The organism is Paraburkholderia sp. UYCP14C (genome assembly GCF_004197395.1).
GTDB lineage: Bacteria > Pseudomonadota > Gammaproteobacteria > Burkholderiales > Burkholderiaceae > Paraburkholderia.
The window spans coordinates 14,378-32,903 of record NZ_SELS01000023.1; the positions used below are offsets into that span (position 1 = coordinate 14,378).

General features: G+C 65.6%; 13 protein-coding genes. 5 read left to right on the forward strand and 8 right to left on the reverse strand.

What is annotated here, in order from left to right; all coding sequences use genetic code 11:
• The first annotated feature begins 21 nt into the window (after nucleotides 1–21).
• The gene (locus EVC45_RS21545; protein WP_129960264.1) at nucleotides 22–723 is read left to right on the forward strand and encodes a copper homeostasis protein CutC; all 702 of its coding nucleotides are present in this window, start codon (nucleotides 22–24) and stop codon (nucleotides 721–723) included.
• 104 nt (nucleotides 724–827) lie between these two features.
• Here the strand turns inward: EVC45_RS21545 and EVC45_RS21550 are convergent, their stop codons facing one another.
• From EVC45_RS21550 to EVC45_RS21585, 8 genes are all read right to left on the reverse strand, one after another.
• Nucleotides 828–4,415 (reverse strand): indolepyruvate ferredoxin oxidoreductase family protein, encoded by a 3,588-nt coding sequence (locus EVC45_RS21550; protein ID WP_129960265.1) that lies wholly within the window; start codon nucleotides 4,413–4,415, stop codon nucleotides 828–830.
• Between the two features lie 243 nt (nucleotides 4,416–4,658).
• The gene (locus EVC45_RS21555) at nucleotides 4,659–5,636 is read right to left on the reverse strand and encodes an ion channel (protein ID WP_129960266.1); all 978 of its coding nucleotides are present in this window, start codon (nucleotides 5,634–5,636) and stop codon (nucleotides 4,659–4,661) included.
• Nucleotides 5,637–5,867: 231 nt separating this feature from the next.
• On the reverse strand, nucleotides 5,868–6,113 hold the full coding sequence (locus EVC45_RS21560) for a hypothetical protein (RefSeq protein ID WP_129960267.1): 246 nt from the start codon (nucleotides 6,111–6,113) through the stop codon (nucleotides 5,868–5,870).
• A gap of 75 nt (nucleotides 6,114–6,188) precedes the next feature.
• The gene (locus EVC45_RS21565) at nucleotides 6,189–6,419 is read right to left on the reverse strand and encodes a hypothetical protein (protein WP_129960268.1); all 231 of its coding nucleotides are present in this window, start codon (nucleotides 6,417–6,419) and stop codon (nucleotides 6,189–6,191) included.
• Nucleotides 6,420–6,572: 153 nt separating this feature from the next.
• Nucleotides 6,573–7,481: a carbohydrate kinase gene (locus EVC45_RS21570; RefSeq protein WP_129960269.1), complete on the reverse strand. Its 909-nt coding sequence runs from the start codon at nucleotides 7,479–7,481 to the stop codon at nucleotides 6,573–6,575.
• Entirely contained in the window at nucleotides 7,478–8,779 is a 1,302-nt protein-coding gene (locus EVC45_RS21575) for an AGE family epimerase/isomerase (RefSeq protein ID WP_129960270.1), read from the reverse strand. Before EVC45_RS21575 ends, EVC45_RS21570 begins: the two co-directional genes overlap by 4 nt.
• Nucleotides 8,776–9,762 carry a LacI family DNA-binding transcriptional regulator gene (locus EVC45_RS21580; protein ID WP_129960271.1) on the reverse strand — a complete coding sequence of 329 codons (987 nt, stop codon included), beginning with the start codon at nucleotides 9,760–9,762 and terminating at the stop codon, nucleotides 8,776–8,778. The genes EVC45_RS21575 and EVC45_RS21580 overlap by 4 nt, the downstream gene beginning before the upstream one ends.
• A gap of 370 nt (nucleotides 9,763–10,132) precedes the next feature.
• A complete protein-coding gene (locus tag EVC45_RS21585; protein WP_129960272.1) occupies nucleotides 10,133–11,158 on the reverse strand; it encodes a bile acid:sodium symporter family protein in 1,026 nt (341 codons plus the stop codon).
• Between the two features lie 609 nt (nucleotides 11,159–11,767).
• Here EVC45_RS21585 and EVC45_RS21590 point away from each other — a divergent pair.
• The 4 genes from EVC45_RS21590 (at nucleotide 11,768) to icmF (ending at nucleotide 18,521) form a co-directional block, all read left to right on the forward strand.
• Nucleotides 11,768–12,262 carry a hypothetical protein gene (locus tag EVC45_RS21590; protein WP_129960350.1) on the forward strand — a complete coding sequence of 165 codons (495 nt, stop codon included), beginning with the start codon at nucleotides 11,768–11,770 and terminating at the stop codon, nucleotides 12,260–12,262.
• Between the two features lie 628 nt (nucleotides 12,263–12,890).
• On the forward strand, nucleotides 12,891–13,976 hold the full coding sequence (locus EVC45_RS21595; protein WP_129960273.1) for a porin: 1,086 nt from the start codon (nucleotides 12,891–12,893) through the stop codon (nucleotides 13,974–13,976).
• A 150-nt stretch (nucleotides 13,977–14,126) separates the two neighbouring features.
• Nucleotides 14,127–15,059: a LysR family transcriptional regulator gene (locus EVC45_RS21600; RefSeq protein WP_129960274.1), complete on the forward strand. Its 933-nt coding sequence runs from the start codon at nucleotides 14,127–14,129 to the stop codon at nucleotides 15,057–15,059.
• A 117-nt stretch (nucleotides 15,060–15,176) separates the two neighbouring features.
• The gene (gene icmF, locus EVC45_RS21605) at nucleotides 15,177–18,521 is read left to right on the forward strand and encodes a fused isobutyryl-CoA mutase/GTPase IcmF (protein WP_129960275.1); all 3,345 of its coding nucleotides are present in this window, start codon (nucleotides 15,177–15,179) and stop codon (nucleotides 18,519–18,521) included.
• Nucleotides 18,522–18,526: the final 5 nt, after the last annotated feature.

Genomic DNA, 18,526 nt, shown 5'->3' on the forward strand with positions numbered 1-18,526 from the left:
CAACGACACCAGGTTGCGCTCATGTCCGTGCTGCTCGAAGTGATTGCCACGACCGTCGCCGATGCGCGCGCGGCCGCCGAGGCCGGTGCCGACCGTCTCGAACTCGTGACCGCGATGGGCGAGGGCGGCTTGACGCCGAGTGTGGGGTTGATCGAGGCGGTGGTGTCCGCGGTCGCCGTCCCCGTGAACGTGATCGTGCGGCCGCATAGCCGCTCGTTCGTCTACGACGCTGACGACTACACCGTGATGCTGCGCGACATCCGTGCTGTCAAGGCTGCCGGCGCGAACGGCATCGTGATCGGCATGCTCGATGAGGAGCGGGCGATCGACCGAGAGGGTCTCGCGCGCGCATGCGAAGCTGCCGATGGACTCGCGATCACGTTCCATCGCGCGTTCGACGAGGCGCGCGATCTGCGCGAAGCGATCGACGTATTGCTCGGTTTTGAGGCGGTGACGAATGTGCTGACCTCGGGAGGAAAGCCCTCGGTGCTGCACGCGCGAGCCGAGGTCAGCGAACTGGTGCGGCAAGCGTCGGGCTCGCATTGCACGGTGCTCGCGGGTGCCGGCTTGACCGTCGATGCGGTCGCGGACTTCGTGAGCAAAACGCACGTCGAGGCCGTGCATTTCGGCTCGGGCGTGCGCGTAAACGGCAACGGGCTCGCGCCGGTCGATCCGGCGAAGGTCGCGCAGGTCAAGGCGTTGCTCGACGCGACGCAGCGCTGACACGTGAAGACTCGAGCGCGCAGAAAAAAGCCGCTTCGGCGTTGAACCGAAGCGGCTTCAGGGTTTCGTTGCCACGACGCAATGAAAACAGTCAGCGTAACGAATTACTTCGCGACCACCACCGGAATGCCGCGCAATTGCCCGGCGCCCTTCATCTCTTCGAGCGACTTCTTCACCGCGACGCCAGTCGCCGCATCGATGCCGAGGCGCGCAGCGAGGTCACGCTCGCCACGCTTGACCCCCGCCAGATTCGCCAGCTTCACGTGCCCATATCCGCGCACACGCGCATGCAGGTCGGCGAGTTTCGCGACGTCGTCGAGACAGCTCGCGTCGAGTTTCGCTAGCGCACGTTGCAGCGTGGTTTCGTAATCGCTCGCGAGCTCGCGCTCCATCTTGCGCTCGAGCGTGCGGCCGAACGGATCGAGCGCCGTGCCGCGCAGACCGCGCCATTTCGCGAGCAGGCCGAGCACGGGCCACATCCACTGACCATAGGTCTTCTTCGTAGGCACGGCACCAGGTTGCGCACGCGTGAGCGTCGGCGGCGCGAGGTTGAAGCGGATCGTGAAGTCCTTGCCGGCGGCGCCCTCGAACTGCGCTTCGAGCGCTTCGCGGAACGCGGCATCCGTATGCAGTCGCGCGACTTCGTATTCATCCTTGATCGCGAGCAGCCGATAGAACGTCGTCGCGACTGCGCGCGTGACGCGCTCGCTCGCCGCATCCACGGCGGTTTCCGCGCGGCGAGCCGTATCGACTAGCGTGCGATAGCGCTTCACATAAGCCGCGCCGCCATATGCGAGCAGACGTGCTTCGCGATGCGCGATCAACTCGTCGAGCGTGTCGACGCGCACGCTCGGCTTCAGCGCATGGCGCGACTGCCACAGCGATTCGAGCGCGGCGGGATCGGCCGCGGCCATACGGCCGATCGAGAACGCGAGCTGGTTCATCTGCACGGCGACGTTGTTCAGTTCGATCGCGCGCATCATCGCGGCGAACGACACCGGCACGAGACCGAGTTGCCACGCGAAGCCGAGCATCAGAATGTTCGCGCCGATCGTATCGCCGAGAAAGCGCGTTGCGAGCGCTTGCGCGTCGCACGTCGACATGCGCTCCGCGCCGGCCGCGTGACGCATCTTGTCGATCAGCGCGTCGGCATGCAGCGTCGCGTCCGGGTTCTGCACGAAGCTCGCGTTCGGAATCGCATGCGTGTTGACGACGATGCGCGTGCGGCCATGCCGCACCGTCTGCAATGCATCGGCGCTCGCGCCGACCACCATGTCGCAGGCGAGCAGCACGTCGGCCTGCTGCGTGTCGATGCGTACCTGGTTCAGCCATTCGTCGCGTGCCGCAAAGCGCACGAACGACAGCACCGAGCCGCCCTTCTGCGCGAAGCCCATGAAGTCGAGCACCGACGCGCTCTTGCCTTCGAGATGCGCGGCCATGCTGATCAATGCGCCGACCGTCACGACGCCGGTGCCGCCCACGCCCGTGATGAGGATGTCGTACGGCGCGGCATCGAGTTGCGTCGCGGGAATCGGCAACGCGTTGACGTGGGCGGTGAGCGCCTGCGGATCGAACGCGGCGCCCGCGGCTTTTTTTAGCGTACCGTTTTCGACGGTGACGAAGCTCGGGCAGAAGCCGTTCACGCACGAGTAATCCTTGTTGCACGACGACTGATCGATGCGGCGCTTGCGGCCGAGCGCGGTTTCCACGGGTTCGACCGACAAACAGTTCGACTGCACGCCGCAATCGCCGCAGCCTTCGCAGACTTCCTCGTTGATGAAGAGGCGCTTGTTCGGATCGGGGAATTCGCCTTTCTTGCGACGCCGGCGCTTCTCGGCCGCGCAGGTCTGGTCGTAGATCAGCACGGTCACGCCGTCGGTATCGCGCAACTGGCGCTGCACCGCGTCCATCTCGCTGCGATGGTGAAACGTCGTGCCCTGCGGGAACTGGCCGTGATGGCCGTCGTATTTCTCGGGCTCGTCGCTGACCACCACGAAGCGCGACACGCCCTCGGCTTCGACCTGACGCGCGATCTGCGGCACCGAGATGCTGCCGTCGACGGGCTGGCCGCCCGTCATCGCGACCGCGTCGTTATAGAGGATCTTGTAGGTGATCGTCGCTTTCGCGGCGACCGCCTGGCGAATCGCGAGAATGCCGGAGTGGAAGTAGGTGCCGTCGCCGAGATTCTGGAACACGTGGCGCGTTTTCGTGAACATCGAATGCGCGGCCCAGTCGACGCCTTCACCGCCCATCTGGATCAGGCCGGTGGTGTCGCGCTCCATCCACGACGCCATGAAATGGCAGCCGATGCCCGCCTGCGCGATCGAACCGTCCGGCACTTTTGTCGACGTGTTGTGCGGGCAGCCGGAGCAGAAGTACGGCGTGCGCTTCACGCTGTCCGCCGCGTTCGACAGGATTTGCGGCGCGACCAGATCGACGACGCGTTCGCGGCGATCGAGCGCCGGCTTGTGCTTCGCGAGCCAGTTCGCGAACACCGGCAGAATGCGCGACGGCCGCAATTCGCCGAGCGACGACAGCAGCAACGTGCCGTCTTCGGCATGCTTGCCGATCACGACGGGCCGCATGCCCTGCGTGCGGTTGTACAGATAGTCCTTGATCTGCTGCTCGATGACAGGGCCCTTCTCTTCGATCACGAGCACTTCGGAAAGACCCGACACGAACGCGTCGATGCGCGTCATCTCCAGCGGAAACGACAGGCCGACCTTGTAGATCCGCACGCCGGCCGCGTCGAGATCGGCGAGCGTCAGATCGAGCCGGCGCAACGCTTCCATCAGATCGAGATGGGCCTTGCCGCACGTGACGATGCCGACGTTCGCGTGCGGGCTCGGCGCGACCCATTTGTCGATGCTGTTCATGCGCGCAAACTGGCGCACCGCGTCGAGCTTCGCGTGCAGACGCGCTTCGATCGTCAGGCTCGGCAGATCGGGCCAGCGGTTGTGCAGGCCGCCGGCGGGTGCTTCGAATTCCCGGGGAGCGGTCCATTCGGTTTGCAGCGCGTCGAGATCGACGGTCGAGCCCGATTCGACGGTCTCCGAAATGGCCTTGTAGCCGACCCACGCGCCCGAGAAGCGCGACAACGCCCAGCCGTACAGGCCGAATTCGAGCATGTCCGCGATGTTCGACGGATTCACGACCGGCATGTGCCACCCCATCATCGCGAAGTCGCTCTGATGCGGCATCGACGACGACACGCAGCCGTGATCGTCGCCCGCGACCACCAGCACGCCGCCGTGCGGCGACGAGCCGTACGCGTTGCCGTGCTTCAGCGCGTCGCCCGCGCGGTCGACGCCGGGGCCTTTGCCGTACCACATCGCGAACACGCCTTCGACGGTGCGCTGGGGATCGGCTTCGACGCGCTGCGTGCCGAGCACGGCAGTGCCGCCGAGTTCTTCGTTGATCGCGGGCAGAAAGCGGATGTCGCTCGCGGCGAGCAGTTTTTTCGCCTTCCACAACTGCTGATCGACCATGCCGAGCGGCGAGCCGCGATAGCCGCTGATGAAGCCGGCCGTGTTCAGGCCGTGGTTTTTGTCGAGCGCGCGCTGCATCAGCGCGAGGCGCACGAGCGCCTGGGTGCCGGTCAGAAAGATCCGGCCGCGCGTGGCGGTGAGATTGTCGGACAGCTTGTAGTCGGCGAGAGCGGGCGTGCCGTCGATGGGCAGGCGAGCGGTCATGGGCGAGTCTCCAAAATTCAGGCTCGGCGCGCGGGTGACGGGGTCACGAATATCGCGCAGCGAAAGAGACTCTATTTTTTAGCGCTCGTGCGAGTGAATTATTTCTTCTTTAATCGGGCGTGCGCGAATGGGCGCGATGAGTCGCGCGTTTCGGCCCGCTTTTGAGCCGGATTTGCCACGCGGCGACGCGCTCCGGGTATGCCCTGGGTTTTTGCGGGGTGCCGAATGGGACGCCGGCTCTTGCTATTGCGCCGTGTTCGCCGCGATGTCCGGTGCGAGCGGGGCCGCATCCAGCGGCACGATCTCGTCGAAGTGCGCGTAGTCGATGTGGCTCACGCCGTCGCGCTCGCTCATGATGTCGACGAAGCGGTGCTGCCAGACGATCTGCTCGCAGTTCCACATGTGGCGCGCCTGCATGGTTTGCGACGTCGATTCGTCGATGCCTTCGAGCGTCAGAAGCAGCGACACGTCGCGGCCCTTCAACGATTCGGCGTCTTCGCCGAACAGCGGACTCGCTTCGTCGATGATGTGCATCAGCGTCCAGCCGAGCTTGAACACCGGGTGCTGGTCGCGCACCAGCGCGAGGTCGTAGAGCTTGCGCAGCGTATAGCCTTCGACCGACGTCTCCTGCCGCATGATGCGCAGCCGCGCGCGCGCCTCGGCGATCACGTTCTGACGCGCGTTGGCCGAGCGCACCATCAACGTCATGCGGCCGTCGATCGGCCGGATCACCGCATAGCGCGCGAACATGATCTTCGCGTGCGGCCGCGAAAAGCGAGCGAAGATCAGCCCGGTCGCCAACGCGATGCTCGACATGCCGACGAAGATTTCGAGCGTCGCGATCCAGTGCGCGTACACGGTTTGCGGATGCATGTCGCCGTAGCCGACCGTCGCGAGCGTTTCGACGCTGAAGAAGAACGCACCGCCGAAGCCCTTCGGAAACTGATTTGCGATCGGCGCGTCGCCGAGCATGTAGAGCGCGGCGAACACGGTGTTGAGCAGCAGGAACAACAGCCCGAGCGACACGAAGAACACCGGCCAGCGCACGCCGAGCGCGCGGTGATAGAGGTCTTGCCATATCGGCGTCGGCATGCCGTGCGCGATCACCACGCGATCGTCGAGACGCATTTCGCGGCTGCCTCGCGCGCGGCGCTTCGGAATGCTTGCGTCGGTGTCGGTGTCGCCGAGCGTGGAAAAACGGTCTGACGGTTCGCTTGCCATCACGCGCTCGTGGGAATGAGAAGGGGCTCAGCGTAGCATGGCGCGTTGCGCGCGCTGCGGGATCATCCGCGCGGTGCGAAGGCGGCGCGGCGCGCTGGATCGGCTCGGTGCGAGCTAGTGCGATGCGGTCGTCGACATCCTTCCGGGCGCGCCGGATTTCAGGCTGGATCAGCTCGCATCACACGGCATGCGGGTCGGGCGCAGCCGGGCGCCACACCCACGCACCATCCGTCACGGAAACACGCGCGGCTTCGGAATTCCCGCGCCATGCTCGATATCGTCGACCGCTTGCCGATGCGCGCTATCCACCGCTTCGGCCTGATCGGCATAGCCCGAGTCGCCGCCGACGGTGGTCCACGCCTTGACGGCCTTCTCGCGATGACGGATTTCGTATTCCGCGTCCCAGCGCGCGCCGCTCAGTTCGAGCGGACGAACATGAATCGAATACACGCCGTATTGGAACAGCTGTTCAGCCATGATCGCCTCCAGCCGGTCGACCCGGGAGCGGCGCGCCGATGCGCGAGCACGCGCGACGCGCTGCCTTGGTTCGGCCTACAGTTCGATTTCCCCGAGGATACGATGTGCGAGCGCTTTGGCTTCTTCGAGCGCTTCTCCCGGCGTCGACGACGTCGAGTCGACTTCGTAGAGCGTGGTTTCCTGAGCGTCGCTGGGTTCGCCTTCGTCGCGCGCGAGGGTGACGACACCTTGCCAGGCGTCCTGTGCGACTTCTCTTATCGACGCGGTGGCCGTGTAGATCCCCTTGGTGTAGGTGACGTCTTCCATGGCCTCGCTCCTTTTGGCAAAGGTTTCGCTGATTTCATCCTAGCACGGCGTGGCGGGATCGGCTCCCGCCCGGGGCGGCTTCGCGCCGCGCGACGTGCTCGACATCCGTCACGCTACGCGCGCCCCAGGGCAGCAGAATTACAGCGCCGCGTTCTACAGCAGCGCGACCACCTCGTCGAGCGTCGGCGCGTGCGCGCCGGCGTGGCCGCAAGCCGCCGCGCCGGCGGCGAGAGCGAACGCGAGATGCTCGGGCCACCCGCGTTGCGGCGCGCTCATCAGGCTGAACAGCAGACCGCCGATCGACGCATCGCCCGCGCCGACCGTATCGACCACTTCGACGCGCGGCGGCTTCGCCTCGATCACCGCGGCGCCGTCGAGCAGCATCGCCGCTTCGGGGCCGCGCGTGACGAGCACGGTGGCGGCGGGATTCATCGCGCGCAATTGCGCGAGCGCGGCGGCTTCGTCGCTGGTCTTGAAGAACATGCGCAAGTCTTCGTCCGATACCTTGATCAGATCCGCGAGCGCGGCCATCTGGCGCAATGTGGGCTCGTAGCCGTGCTCCATCAGATTGCGATAGTTCGGATCGAAGCTGATCTTCACGCCGTGCGCGCGCAACTGGGCGGCGAGCGCGGCGAGCGTATTGCCGAGCGGCTGACGCACGAGGCTGATGCCGCCGAAGTGCGCCCACTTCACCGCGTTCATCCAGCCGGCGGGGAGCTTCGCCGGATCGAACGCGAGGTCGGCGCTGTTCTCGCCCATGAAGAAGTACGCGGGCGGATGCGTCTGATGCACGATCGCGAGCAGCGGCGGCCGCTCGACGCGCTGCAGGAAGCGCATGTCGAGGCCGGCGGCGACGCTCGCGTCCCACAGCTCGTCGGAGAAGTTATCGACGCCGAGCGAGCCCGCGCTCGCGGTCGGCAGGCCGAGCCGCGCGACGCAGCGCGCGACGTTCCAGCCCGCGCCGCCCGGACGCGATAGCCACTGTGATCCGCCGGTGCGCACGAGGTCGGTGAGGATGTCGCCGGCGGAGATGAAAACGGGAAGGTCGGTGCTCGCGTTCATTGTGCTTTCTCCGCTGAAGCCGCTGCGGCGGGAGCGGCCGATTCAGCCGCCGCGTTTTCGCCGAGCGCATGGGCGAGCACTTCGTAGCACGCGCCCATCGTGTGATAGTCGGTCTTGCCGGCCGGGCTCTTTTCGTCGCTGTACTTGCGGTTGTCGCAGGTGAGGATGCGATACCACGCGCCGTACTTGTGGTCGACGAAATGGTTCCAGCTATAGCGCCAGATCTCGTCGTACCAGTCCCAGAAGCGCTCGTTGCCGGTGCGCTTGCCGAGCAGCGCGGCGGTCGCGAACGTCTCGGCCTGCACCCAGAAATACTTGTCGTGATCGCACACGGTGCCGTCGGGACCGAAGCCGTAGTAGAGGCCGCCGTGGTCTTCGTCCCACGCGTGCGTCATCGCGGCGTCGAACAGTTCGATCGCGCGCGGCAGCAGCCACGGCAGCGGCCGGAAGCGTTCGAGGATCAGCAGCAGCTTCGCCCATTCGGTCTGATGCCCAGGCTGGAAGCCCCACGGACGGAAGATGTTCGAGCTGTCTTCCTCGTTGTAATGCCAGTCGACCGACCAGTCCGCGTGAAAGTGCTCCCACACGAGCCCTTGCGACAGCTTCGCCTGGCGCAGCGTGATGTTCGACGCGACGCGCTCGGCGCGATCGAGATACACCAGATGGCCGGTCGCCTCGTGCGCGGCGAGCAGCGCCTCGGTGGTATGCATGTTCGCGTTCTGCCCGCGATACGTGCTGACCCGCCAGTCGGCCGACGCGTCGTCGGCATAGAGGCCGGCGGCGGCGTCCCAGAAGCGGTGCTCCATCAGCTCGAAGGTCGCGCCGATCATCGGCTTCGCTTCGTCGATGCCGGCCATCGCCGCATGCGAGTACGCGAGCAGCACGAACGCGAGGCCGTAGCAGTGGCGCGTCGCGTCGAGCGTGCGCTTTCTGCCGTCGCGCCATTCGAGTTCCCAGTCGTAGCCCTCGTGCTGCGAGTCCCAGTGCGCGTCGCGCAGAAAGCGCAGGCCGTGGCGCGCGTATTCGAGATGCTTCGGGTCGCCGAACTGCCGGTACGCCATCGCGTAGTTGAACACGTAGCGGCAACTGCTGACCAGGTGGCGCGTGGTGCGGTTGTAGATCGAACCGTCGTCGCGGAAGAAATGGTAGAAGCCGCCGCTCGGGTCGAGCACGTTCGGCGCATAGAAGCGCAGCGTGTCCTCGATGTGCGCGAGCAGGAACTCGCGTTTGCGGAAGCTGGCGACGGCCGGCACCTTCGCGGCGCCGTTGGAAGGGTGAAGCGGATCGGTTAGCGTCATGGCGTTTTCACCAAAGTACTGGCACGGGCAACGAGTTGAACGGGCAAGCGGACTTCGAGTTCGGCGGGCGAGTCTTCGAGCAGCAGTTCGACGCCGCGTCGGCCGAGCGCTTCCTTGTCGACGGCGATCGTCGATAGCGGCGGGGTAGCGTGGGCGGCGGCGGGGATGTCGTCGAAACCGATGATCGCGATGTCGTCGGGTACGGAGAGGCCGCGCGCGAGGCACACGCGCAGTGCGGCGAGCGCGGCGGCGTCGTTGAATGCAAAGACGGCGTCGGGATGGGGCCCCGGCGCGTCGAGCAGGCGCTGCATCGCGCGCGCGGCGCCGGTGTCGGGATCGAGCCCGGCGTCGATGTTCACTTCGAGCGATGGGTCGAACAGCAGCCCCGCTTCGAAGAACGCGCGCCGGTAGCCGAGCGCGCGCTCGGCGATGCTGAAGTGCGCGAGCGAGCCGCCGATGAACGCGACGCGCTTGCGCTGCTGCGCGAACAGATGGCGCATCGCGAGCGTGGCGCCGCCGGCGTTGTCGAGATTGACCGAGCGCAGGCCCGGCGACCATAGATCGATCAGCACCAGCGGGCGTTGCATCGCGACCAGCGTGGCGAGCGTTTCGGGCTCGACGAAGCCGGCAATCGCGACGGCGTCGGGCGCGTGCAGGCGCATCTGGTGGATCACGTCCTCGGTCGGCCCGGCGGTCAGCACCGACGGCACGATGCCGCGCTCGCGGCACCCGTCTTCGACGCCGTGCAGCACGTGCGAGAAGAACGGGCTCGCGGCGAAGTTGTTGTGCTGACGATGCAGCAGGAAAGTCAGGCGGCGGATGCGCGGACGCAACTGCGCCGAATCGTAGCCGAGCTGACGCGCCGCCTCGACGACGCGTTCGCGCGTGGCCTCGGAAAGGCCCGGCTGATTCTTGAGCGCACGCGACACGGTGCCGATCGAAACGCTGGCTGCGCGGGCGACGTCGCGGATGGTTGTGGCCATCGAATGAAGCTGCCGCGCGAGGCGGGGCAGCACGGGTTCAGGTCGGGCGATTGTATAGTAAAACGAGGCTAAAACAGCCGGCAAAACGCCTGTGCAACACCGGTAAATACCCGTATCTTATGGCGTTGTCGGCAATTAAGTTGTTTAGTAAAATTGACTAAACAATAGTCGGATCGCCGCTTTCGAGACATACCGGGAGTCGTCCTATGCCATCCGGCCGAGGCGACAGCGGCAGCGTTTGCGCGTGAAATAACGACAAGGCCAATCAAGAGCCCAAAGAAAAAGCCGCCCGCAGGCGGCTTGCTTCACACGATCGAAACGACGCTCAGGGAGGGCGCTTATGAATGTCCCGTTTGCATTGCGTGTGTTCTCAACGGCGCGCGACGGCGGCGGCGGGTTGCCGCGCCGCGGCCGCGCTCTCGGCGCTGAGGTCGCGAGCGCCCCAGCGTTGCGCGAGCGCGGCGCAGACCATCAGCTGGATCTGGTGGAACAGCATCAGCGGCAGCACCACAGCGCCGACCGCATGCGAGGCGAAGATCACCTTGGCCATCGGCACGCCGGCGGCGAGGCTCTTCTTCGAGCCGCAGAAGATGATCGTGATCTGGTCCGCGCGGTTGAAGCCGAGCCGCTTGCTCGCGAAGATCGTCACGCCCAGCGCGAGCGCGAGCAGCACGGCGCTCACCACGACGAGGCCGCCGAGCGCCGACAGCGGAATGGTGTGCCACAGGCCTTCGGTGACGGCCTCGCTGAACGCGCCGTACACGACGAGCAGGATCGAGCCCTGGTCGACGAACTTCAGCACGCCGCGGTTCTTCTCGATCCACTTGCCGATCAGCGGGCGCAGCAGCTGGCCGGCAACGAACGGCACGAGCAGTTGCAGCACGATATTGCCGATCGTGTGCCACGGCGACGCGCCGCCGCTCGCGGCCTGATTCGTCACGATGACGCTGACGAGCGCTGGGGTGACGAAGATGCCGAGCAGGCTCGAGGCGGACGCGCTGCATACCGCGGCCGGCACGTTGCCCTTGGCAATCGACGTGAACGCGATCGACGACTGGACCGTCGATGGCAGCGTGCAGAGGAAGAGGACACCGGCGTAGAGCGACGGCGTGACCAGCGGCGAAAGGATCGGTTTAAGCGCGAGGCCGAGCAGCGGAAACAGCGCGAACGTGCTGAGCATCACCACCAGGTGAAGGCGCCAGTGCGTCGCGCCCGCAATGATCGCCTCGCGTGACAGCTTGGCGCCGTGCAGGAAGAACAGCAGGCCGACCGCGATGTTCGTCACCCAGTTGAACCCCACGGCGGCCTGCCCATGAACGGGCAGGAAGCTGGCGAGGATCACGGTGCCGACGAGGCACAGGGTGAAGTTATCGGGCAGGAATTTCGGGCGGGCCATGTCGGAATCTCGATTCAATGACGCGGTGTAAGCACGGGACGGGCCTGTCAGCGCGCGGTCCGTGCCAATGGAAAGCGGCTATTGTTGTCGAAACTCGATTGAAAACGCAAATTCATTTACCGAATCGATTAATGAAGTTTGCGCATTGACCCGCTGGCCATGCGGAGTTCGATTCGAGCGACACGCCAGGTATCAGTATTGGCGACGTACTTGCTCGCGACAAACCGTTTAACCATTGACGTTGCAAACGGCGTTTATTTGCAACAAACGGCGCTTGCCCGGGGTAGGTCAAATCGGCCGTCATCAGGCTGCCGAGGCGCGTCCGCGCGAGGGCTGCAGCACGGAAAAACGCCGCAGTAACAGGGTGTTACATCCACCGACGAGACCTAACACTTTTTGGCTCGACACCCTCTGCCGACGACCATAAATTACACAGTCAAAGGCCGTAGGGATGGCCTGCGTCGCGATAGGAACGCGGCGCTTTTCTCCTCCCGCAACAGGTCCATCGCAGCTCGAACGATGGATTTCAGGCAAGTCTTCGGGCGTGAGAGTCACAAGGTGGACGGGTTGTCGAGAACGAGGCACTGGGCTTGGGGCGCGGTCATCGCCGTGCTGTGCTCGTTCGCCTATGCGAAAGGGCCGGGTGTGCCGCATGGCGGCGGTGCCGGCGCTGGCGGCGCTTATTCGCACGACGGTGCCGGGCGCGCGCCGCGCATGGAGATGCGTGGCGACGGCCGTTATGCCGGTGCGGGCGGCGCGCATGCTCCGCGCGCTTCGCGCAATGCGATGGCTTCTCGTGACACACGCGACACACGTCCGCAGCGCGGCAATCCGAATATCGCGGACGCCAATTTCGGTTACGGCTTCGGCACCTACAAGTCCGGCATGCGCCGGGTCGGCGATCCGTCCGGCTATGCCGGCGCGATCACGCCGGTCAGCGCGGAGTCGCGTCCGGTGCCGCGTCCGCCGTCCAATATGCCGATGCGCAACGGCTCTATCCGCGCCGACGTCGCCCGCTACAACGAAGAGCGCGGCGCAGCGCGTCCGATGCAACGTCCGTCCGACGATCCGCGGCAGCCGGAAGGCTCGCCATACCGGAATTAGCTGAACGCGATTTACCGCATCGTTTGGTCCCGCGTGGAGCCCGCTCGCCACTACCTGCGCGAATGAGCGCATAGGTTTTACACGGAAGGCGAGCGCACATCGCCTAACGACCAGCGCGCCCCTGATTTCACTTCCCCCGCGAATCACCGCACCGCTTCAACCGCGCTCGCGAAACCCGTTCTCCAACCTCCTCCCGCGATCCTTCACGCAGCATCGCGCGCCTTCCTCTGCGTCCGAGTCCCGAATCTGACGTTTCGACGCCACACTTTTTTGAAAACACTCGGCATCGAAGTATTGGTCAGCGTTAAATCCTGGCATTCTGCCGTGTCGCATCATCGGCCCGTCGTTCAAGGCGTTCCCGCAAGCCGTGGCGCGCCGTTTGCCGCATGCCGCATTGCGTCGCGAGGCCACCTGCAGTCACGCCAGAAAGCGTCGTATCAAGCCGATAACCGACCAAACTAATCAGACCGATATACCGGCAATAACCAGCGATATTTTTGTTTATAAAAATGGTCCGCAAAGATGGACCCGCCCAGATTGACTCGACGATCGAACGGATAACAACAACGATTCGCGCGAGCGCCCCCTTTCGCACAGCCGCACCCTTTTGACAAAGATTGGAGAACCCATGAACACAAGCCTCAGCAGCGCGCTGAAGACTACTCTGAAGGCCACCGCATGCGTCGCCGTGCTGGCGAGCGCCTCGTCGGCGTTCGCGCAATCGAGCGTGCAGCTCTACGGCCAGGTCGACGAATGGGTCGGCTCGCAGAAGTTTCCGGGCGGCCAGGCCGCGGCGGTCGTGTCGGGCGGTGGTATGTCGACGTCGTACTGGGGCATGAAGGGGAGCGAGGATCTGGGCAACGGCTACAAGGCGATCTTCACGCTCGAAGGCTTCTTCCGCGCGCAAAACGGCGCGTACGGCCGCTTCACCGGCGACACGATGTTCTCGCGTAACGCCTACGTCGGCATCGAATCGCCGTACGGCACGTTCACCGCCGGCCGTCTGACCACGCCGCTGTTCGTATCGACGATCCTGTTCAACCCGTTCGTCGATTCGTACGTGTTCTCGCCGATGGTCACTCACGTGTACCTGGGCCTCGGCACCTTCCCGACCTACACGACCGACCAGGGCGTGACCGGCGACTCGGGCTGGAACAACGCCGTGTCGTATTCGTCGCCGAACTTCAACGGTCTGTCGGCGACGGCGATGTACGCACTCGGCAACACGACCGAGACCGGCGCGAAGAAGTGGAGCGGCCAGGTGCTGTACTTCCACGGCCCGTTCGCGGCGACCGCGGTGTACCAGTACGTGAACTTCAACAACGTGCCGGGCGACCTCGGCAGCTTCGAGACCTCGGGCGTGCCGGGTCTGCGCAGCCAGAGCGTCGCGCAGGCGGGCATGACGTATGACCTGAAGTTCGTCAAGCTGTACGGCCAGTACATGTACACCTACAACGACCAGCAGGTCACGAGCTGGCACGTGAACACGGGACAGGGCGGCGTCACGGTGCCGGTCGGGCCGGGCACGGTGATGGCGTCGTTTGCGTATTCGCGTAACGGCGGCGGCTTGAACCAGACGCGCCAGACGGCGGCGGTCGGCTACGACTATCCGCTGTCCAAGCGCACCGATCTCTATGCCGCGTACATGTACGACCACATCAACGGACAATCGAGCGGCAACACCTACGGTGCCGGCTTGCGCGCGAAGTTCTGATCTCAGGCCACGGTCTCACCGCAAAGCCCGCGTTCCGCCCGGAACGCGGGCTTTGTCGCTTTTCGGTTTCGTCGCGCCTAGCCTTTGCTGCCGTTCTTTTGATAAACCCGGCAAAATGGCGTCGATTGATTCCTGAAGCGAGCGATTGAGATGGACACCCTCGTCAGCATGAAAGTGTTTCGCCATGTGGTCGAAGCCGGCAGCTTCGTCGGCGCCGCGGAGAAGATGGAGATGTCGGCGGCGATGGCGAGCAAGCATGTGATGCATCTGGAGCAGCAGCTCGGCGCGCGCCTGCTGAACCGCACCACGCGCCGCGTCGCGCCGACCGAGGCGGGCCGCGAATACTACGAGCGGCTGAGCCAGGCGCTCACCGAGCTCGACGAAGCCGGCCAGGCGGTCGGCGCGGCAAGCGTCGTGCCGCACGGGCGGCTGCGGATGTCGTCGCTGTCGGCGTTCGGCCTGAATCACGTGATGGCCGCGGTCGCGGACTACGCCGCGCAATATCCGCAGGTCACCGTGGACATGACGCTGTCCGACCGCGTCGTCGAGTTGATCGACGAGGGCTTCGACGTCGCGATCCGCGCGTCGCCGGGCGGGCTCAAGTCGTCGTCGCTGATCGCGCGGCAGATCGCGACCGCGCATCTGGTGCTGTGCGCATCGCCCGCCTATCTGCGCAAGCATGGCACGCCGAAGAGCGTCGCCGATCTCGCGCGCCACAACTATCTGCAGTACGCGGGCGTGTCGGCGCTCGAAGTCGCGACCGGCGACGCGGGCTCGCGTGTGCGCCTGTCGGGCAACCTGATCGTCAATCAGCTCGAAGCGCAGCGCGTGGTCGTGCTGCACGGCGCGGGCATCGCGATGCTGGGCACCGAGGTGATCGGCAGCGATCTCGCCGATGGGCGGCTCGTGCCGCTGCTCGTCGACGAAGTGCCGCCGCGCGAACTGCCGATCCACGTCGTGTACACGAGCCGGCGGCATCTGTCGGCCAAGGTGCGCTCGTTCGTCGATTTTCTGGCGGCGCGGTTCGCGAACGAATCGCTGTGGCCGTCGCTCGACGAGATCAGGGCGCTGGCGGTGCGCTAGCGTTTCGCGAAGGACCGAACCAACGCCGCAATCGCCCGTCCCGCGCCTCGCCGCCGTCTTACCCCGTTTCTATATACTGATTGTCGACACCCATCAGTTAAATGATCTGGGGGAGACATGACCGATCTGTCCACGCCGCAGCGTGCCGGTAGCCACGAGCTGCCCGCGGGCCGGCGCCTGCGCTTCGTCACCGCCGCCGCACTGTTCGACGGCCACGACGCGTCGATCAACATCATGCGGCGCATCCTGCAGGCAAGCGGTGTCGAGGTGATCCACCTGGGCCACAACCGCTCCGTCGCCGAAGTCGCGACCGCCGCGCTCAACGAGGACGCCGACGGCGTCGCCGTGTCGAGCTATCAGGGCGGCCACAACGAATACTTCCGCTACCTCGTCGAGTTGCTGCGTGCGGGCGGCGGCGAGCGCATCAAGGTGTTCGGCGGCGGGGGCGGGGTGATCGTTCCCGAGGAGATTGCCGCGCTCGAACGCGACGGCATCGAAAAAATCTACTCGCCGCACGACGGCCAGCGGCTCGGGCTGCAAGGCATGATCGACGACATGATCGCGCGCTGCGTCGAAGGCACGCGTGCGGCCGCCGCTGCGCGACCGACGCCGGTGCGCGAATGGCTCGCCGAATTGGCCGCACGGCCGTTGCCGCGTTCCGGGGATCCCGCTGCGTCGGACGCCGCGCCGATCTTCCGCCGCCTCGCGCAACTGATCAGCGCGTTCGAAACGAATACCGTCGACGCCGCCGCCCGCGACCAACTCTCGACGCTCGCGCAAGCGACGCGCATCCCCGTGCTCGGCATCACCGGCACCGGCGGCGCGGGCAAGTCGTCGCTGACCGACGAGCTGATCCGCCGCTTCCGGCTCGACTACGGCGACACGCTGAACATCGCGGTGCTCGCGATCGATCCGTCGCGCCGCAAATCCGGCGGCGCGCTGCTCGGCGACCGCATCCGCATGAACGCGATCGGCGACTGGGGCGGCGGTGCCCGCATCTATGTGCGTTCGATGGCGACGCGCGAGGCATCGACCGAACTGTCCGACTCGCTGCCCGCCGCGCTGATGCTGTGCAAGGCCGCGGGCTTCGATCTGATCGTCGTCGAGACGTCGGGGATCGGTCAGGGCGATGCGGCGATCGTGCCGTTCGTCGATGAGTCGCTGTACGTGATGACGCCCGAGTTCGGTTCCGCGAGCCAGCTCGAGAAGATCGACATGCTCGACTTCGCGAGCTTCGTCGCGATCAACAAGTTCGATCGCAAGGGCGCGCAGGATGCGCTGCGCGACGTCGCGAAGCAGGTGCAGCGCAACCGCGCGGACTTCACGACACCGCCCGGCGCGATGCCGGTGTTCGGCACGATCGCGTCGCGTTTCAACGACGACGGCGTGACCGCGCTGTACCGGCACATCGCTGACGCGTTGCGCACACACGGCCTGCGCGAGGGCGGCGCGCGGCTTGGCGCGACCGACGCTCTGCGCTTTTCGAGCAACCTGCACGCGATCGTGCCGCCCGCGCGCGTGCGCTATCTGGCCGACATCGCGCTGACGGTACACGGCTATCGCGAGCGGGCCGACGCCCAGGCGCAAATCGCACGCGAGCGCTGGCAGCTCGTCGAGACGCGCCGCATGCTGGGTGAAGCAGGCAGCGACGCCTCATTGCTCGACGCGCTGATCGACCAACGCAGCGCCGCGCTCGGCGAGCGCGAACGCAAGCTGCTCGACACGTGGCCGCAAACGGTGGCCGCCTATTCCGGCGACGAACATGTGGTGCGCATCCGCGAACGCGAAATCCGCACCGCGCTGACGGTCACGACGCTGTCCGGCTCCGAGGTCCGCAAGGTGTCGCTGCCGAAGTTCGTCGATCACGGCGAGATTCTGCGCTGGCTGATGCTCGACAATCTGCCCGGCTATTTCCCGTTCACCGCCGGCGTGTTTCCGTTTCGCCGCGAGAACGAAGACCCGACGCGCATGTTCGCGGGCGAGGGCGATCCGCAGCGCACCAATCGCCGCTTCAAGCTGCTGTCGGAAGGCATGCCGGCCAAACGGCTTTCCACCGCGTTCGACTCGGTGACGCTGTACGGCGAGGAGCCGCACGAGCGCCCGGACATCTACGGCAAGGTCGGCAATTCGGGGGTCTCGGTCGCGACGCTCGACGACATGAAGACGCTGTACGACGGTTTCGACCTGTGCTCGCCGGAAACGTCGGTGTCGATGACGATCAACGGCCCCGCGCCGACGATCCTCGCGATGTTCTTCAACGTCGCGATCGACCAGCAGATCGCCTTGAGAGAGCAGCAGCAAGGCCGTCCGCTGACCGATGGCGAACTCGCCGCAACGCGCCGCGCGGCGCTCGAAAACGTGCGCGGCACCGTGCAGGCCGACATCCTGAAGGAAGACCAGGGGCAGAACACCTGCATCTTCTCGACCGAATTCAGCCTGAAGGTGATGGGCGACATTCAGGCGTACTTCGTCGAACACGGCGTGCGCAATTTCTACTCGGTGTCGATCTCCGGCTATCACATCGCCGAGGCCGGCGCGAACCCGATCTCGCAACTCGCGTACACGCTCGCGAACGGCTTCACGTACGTCGAGGCGTATCTCGCGCGCGGCATGTCGATCGACGACTTCGCGCCGAATCTGTCGTTCTTCTTCTCGAACGGCATGGACCCGGAGTACACGGTGCTCGGCCGCGTCGCGCGGCGCATCTGGGCGATCGCGATGCGCGAGCGCTATGGCGCGAACGAGCGCAGCCAGAAGCTCAAGTATCACGTTCAGACGTCGGGGCGCAGCCTGCACGCGCAGGAGATCGATTTCAACGATATCCGCACCACGCTGCAGGCGCTGATCGCGATCTACGACAACTGCAATTCACTGCACACCAACGCGTTCGACGAAGCGATTACGACGCCGACCGAGGAGTCGGTGCGCCGCGCGGTCGCGATCCAGCTGATCATCAATCGCGAATGGGGGCTTGCGAAGAACCAGAATCCGAATCAGGGCAGCTTCGTGATCGACGAGCTGACCGATCTGGTCGAGGAAGCGGTGCTCGCCGAGTTCGAGCGGCTCACCGAGCGCGGTGGCGTGCTCGGCGCGATGGAAACCGGCTATCAGCGCGGCCGGATCCAGGACGAGTCGATGCTTTATGAGCATCGCAAGCATGACGGCTCGTATCCGATCGTCGGCGTGAACACGTTTTTAAGCGCGCATCCGCATGAGGCGCCGCGGCCGCTGGTGCTGGCGCGATCCACCGACGCGGAAAAACAGAGTCAGTTGCAGCGCTTACGCGACTTCCAGACGCGCCACCGCGATGCCGCGCCCGAAGCGCTCGAACGCCTGAAGCGCGCGGTGATCGACGACGACAACGTGTTCGCCGTGCTGATGGACGTGGTGCGCGAGTGTTCGCTCGGGCAGGTCACTCACGCCCTGTTCGAGGTGGGCGGGCAGTATCGGCGAAATATGTAGCCCGC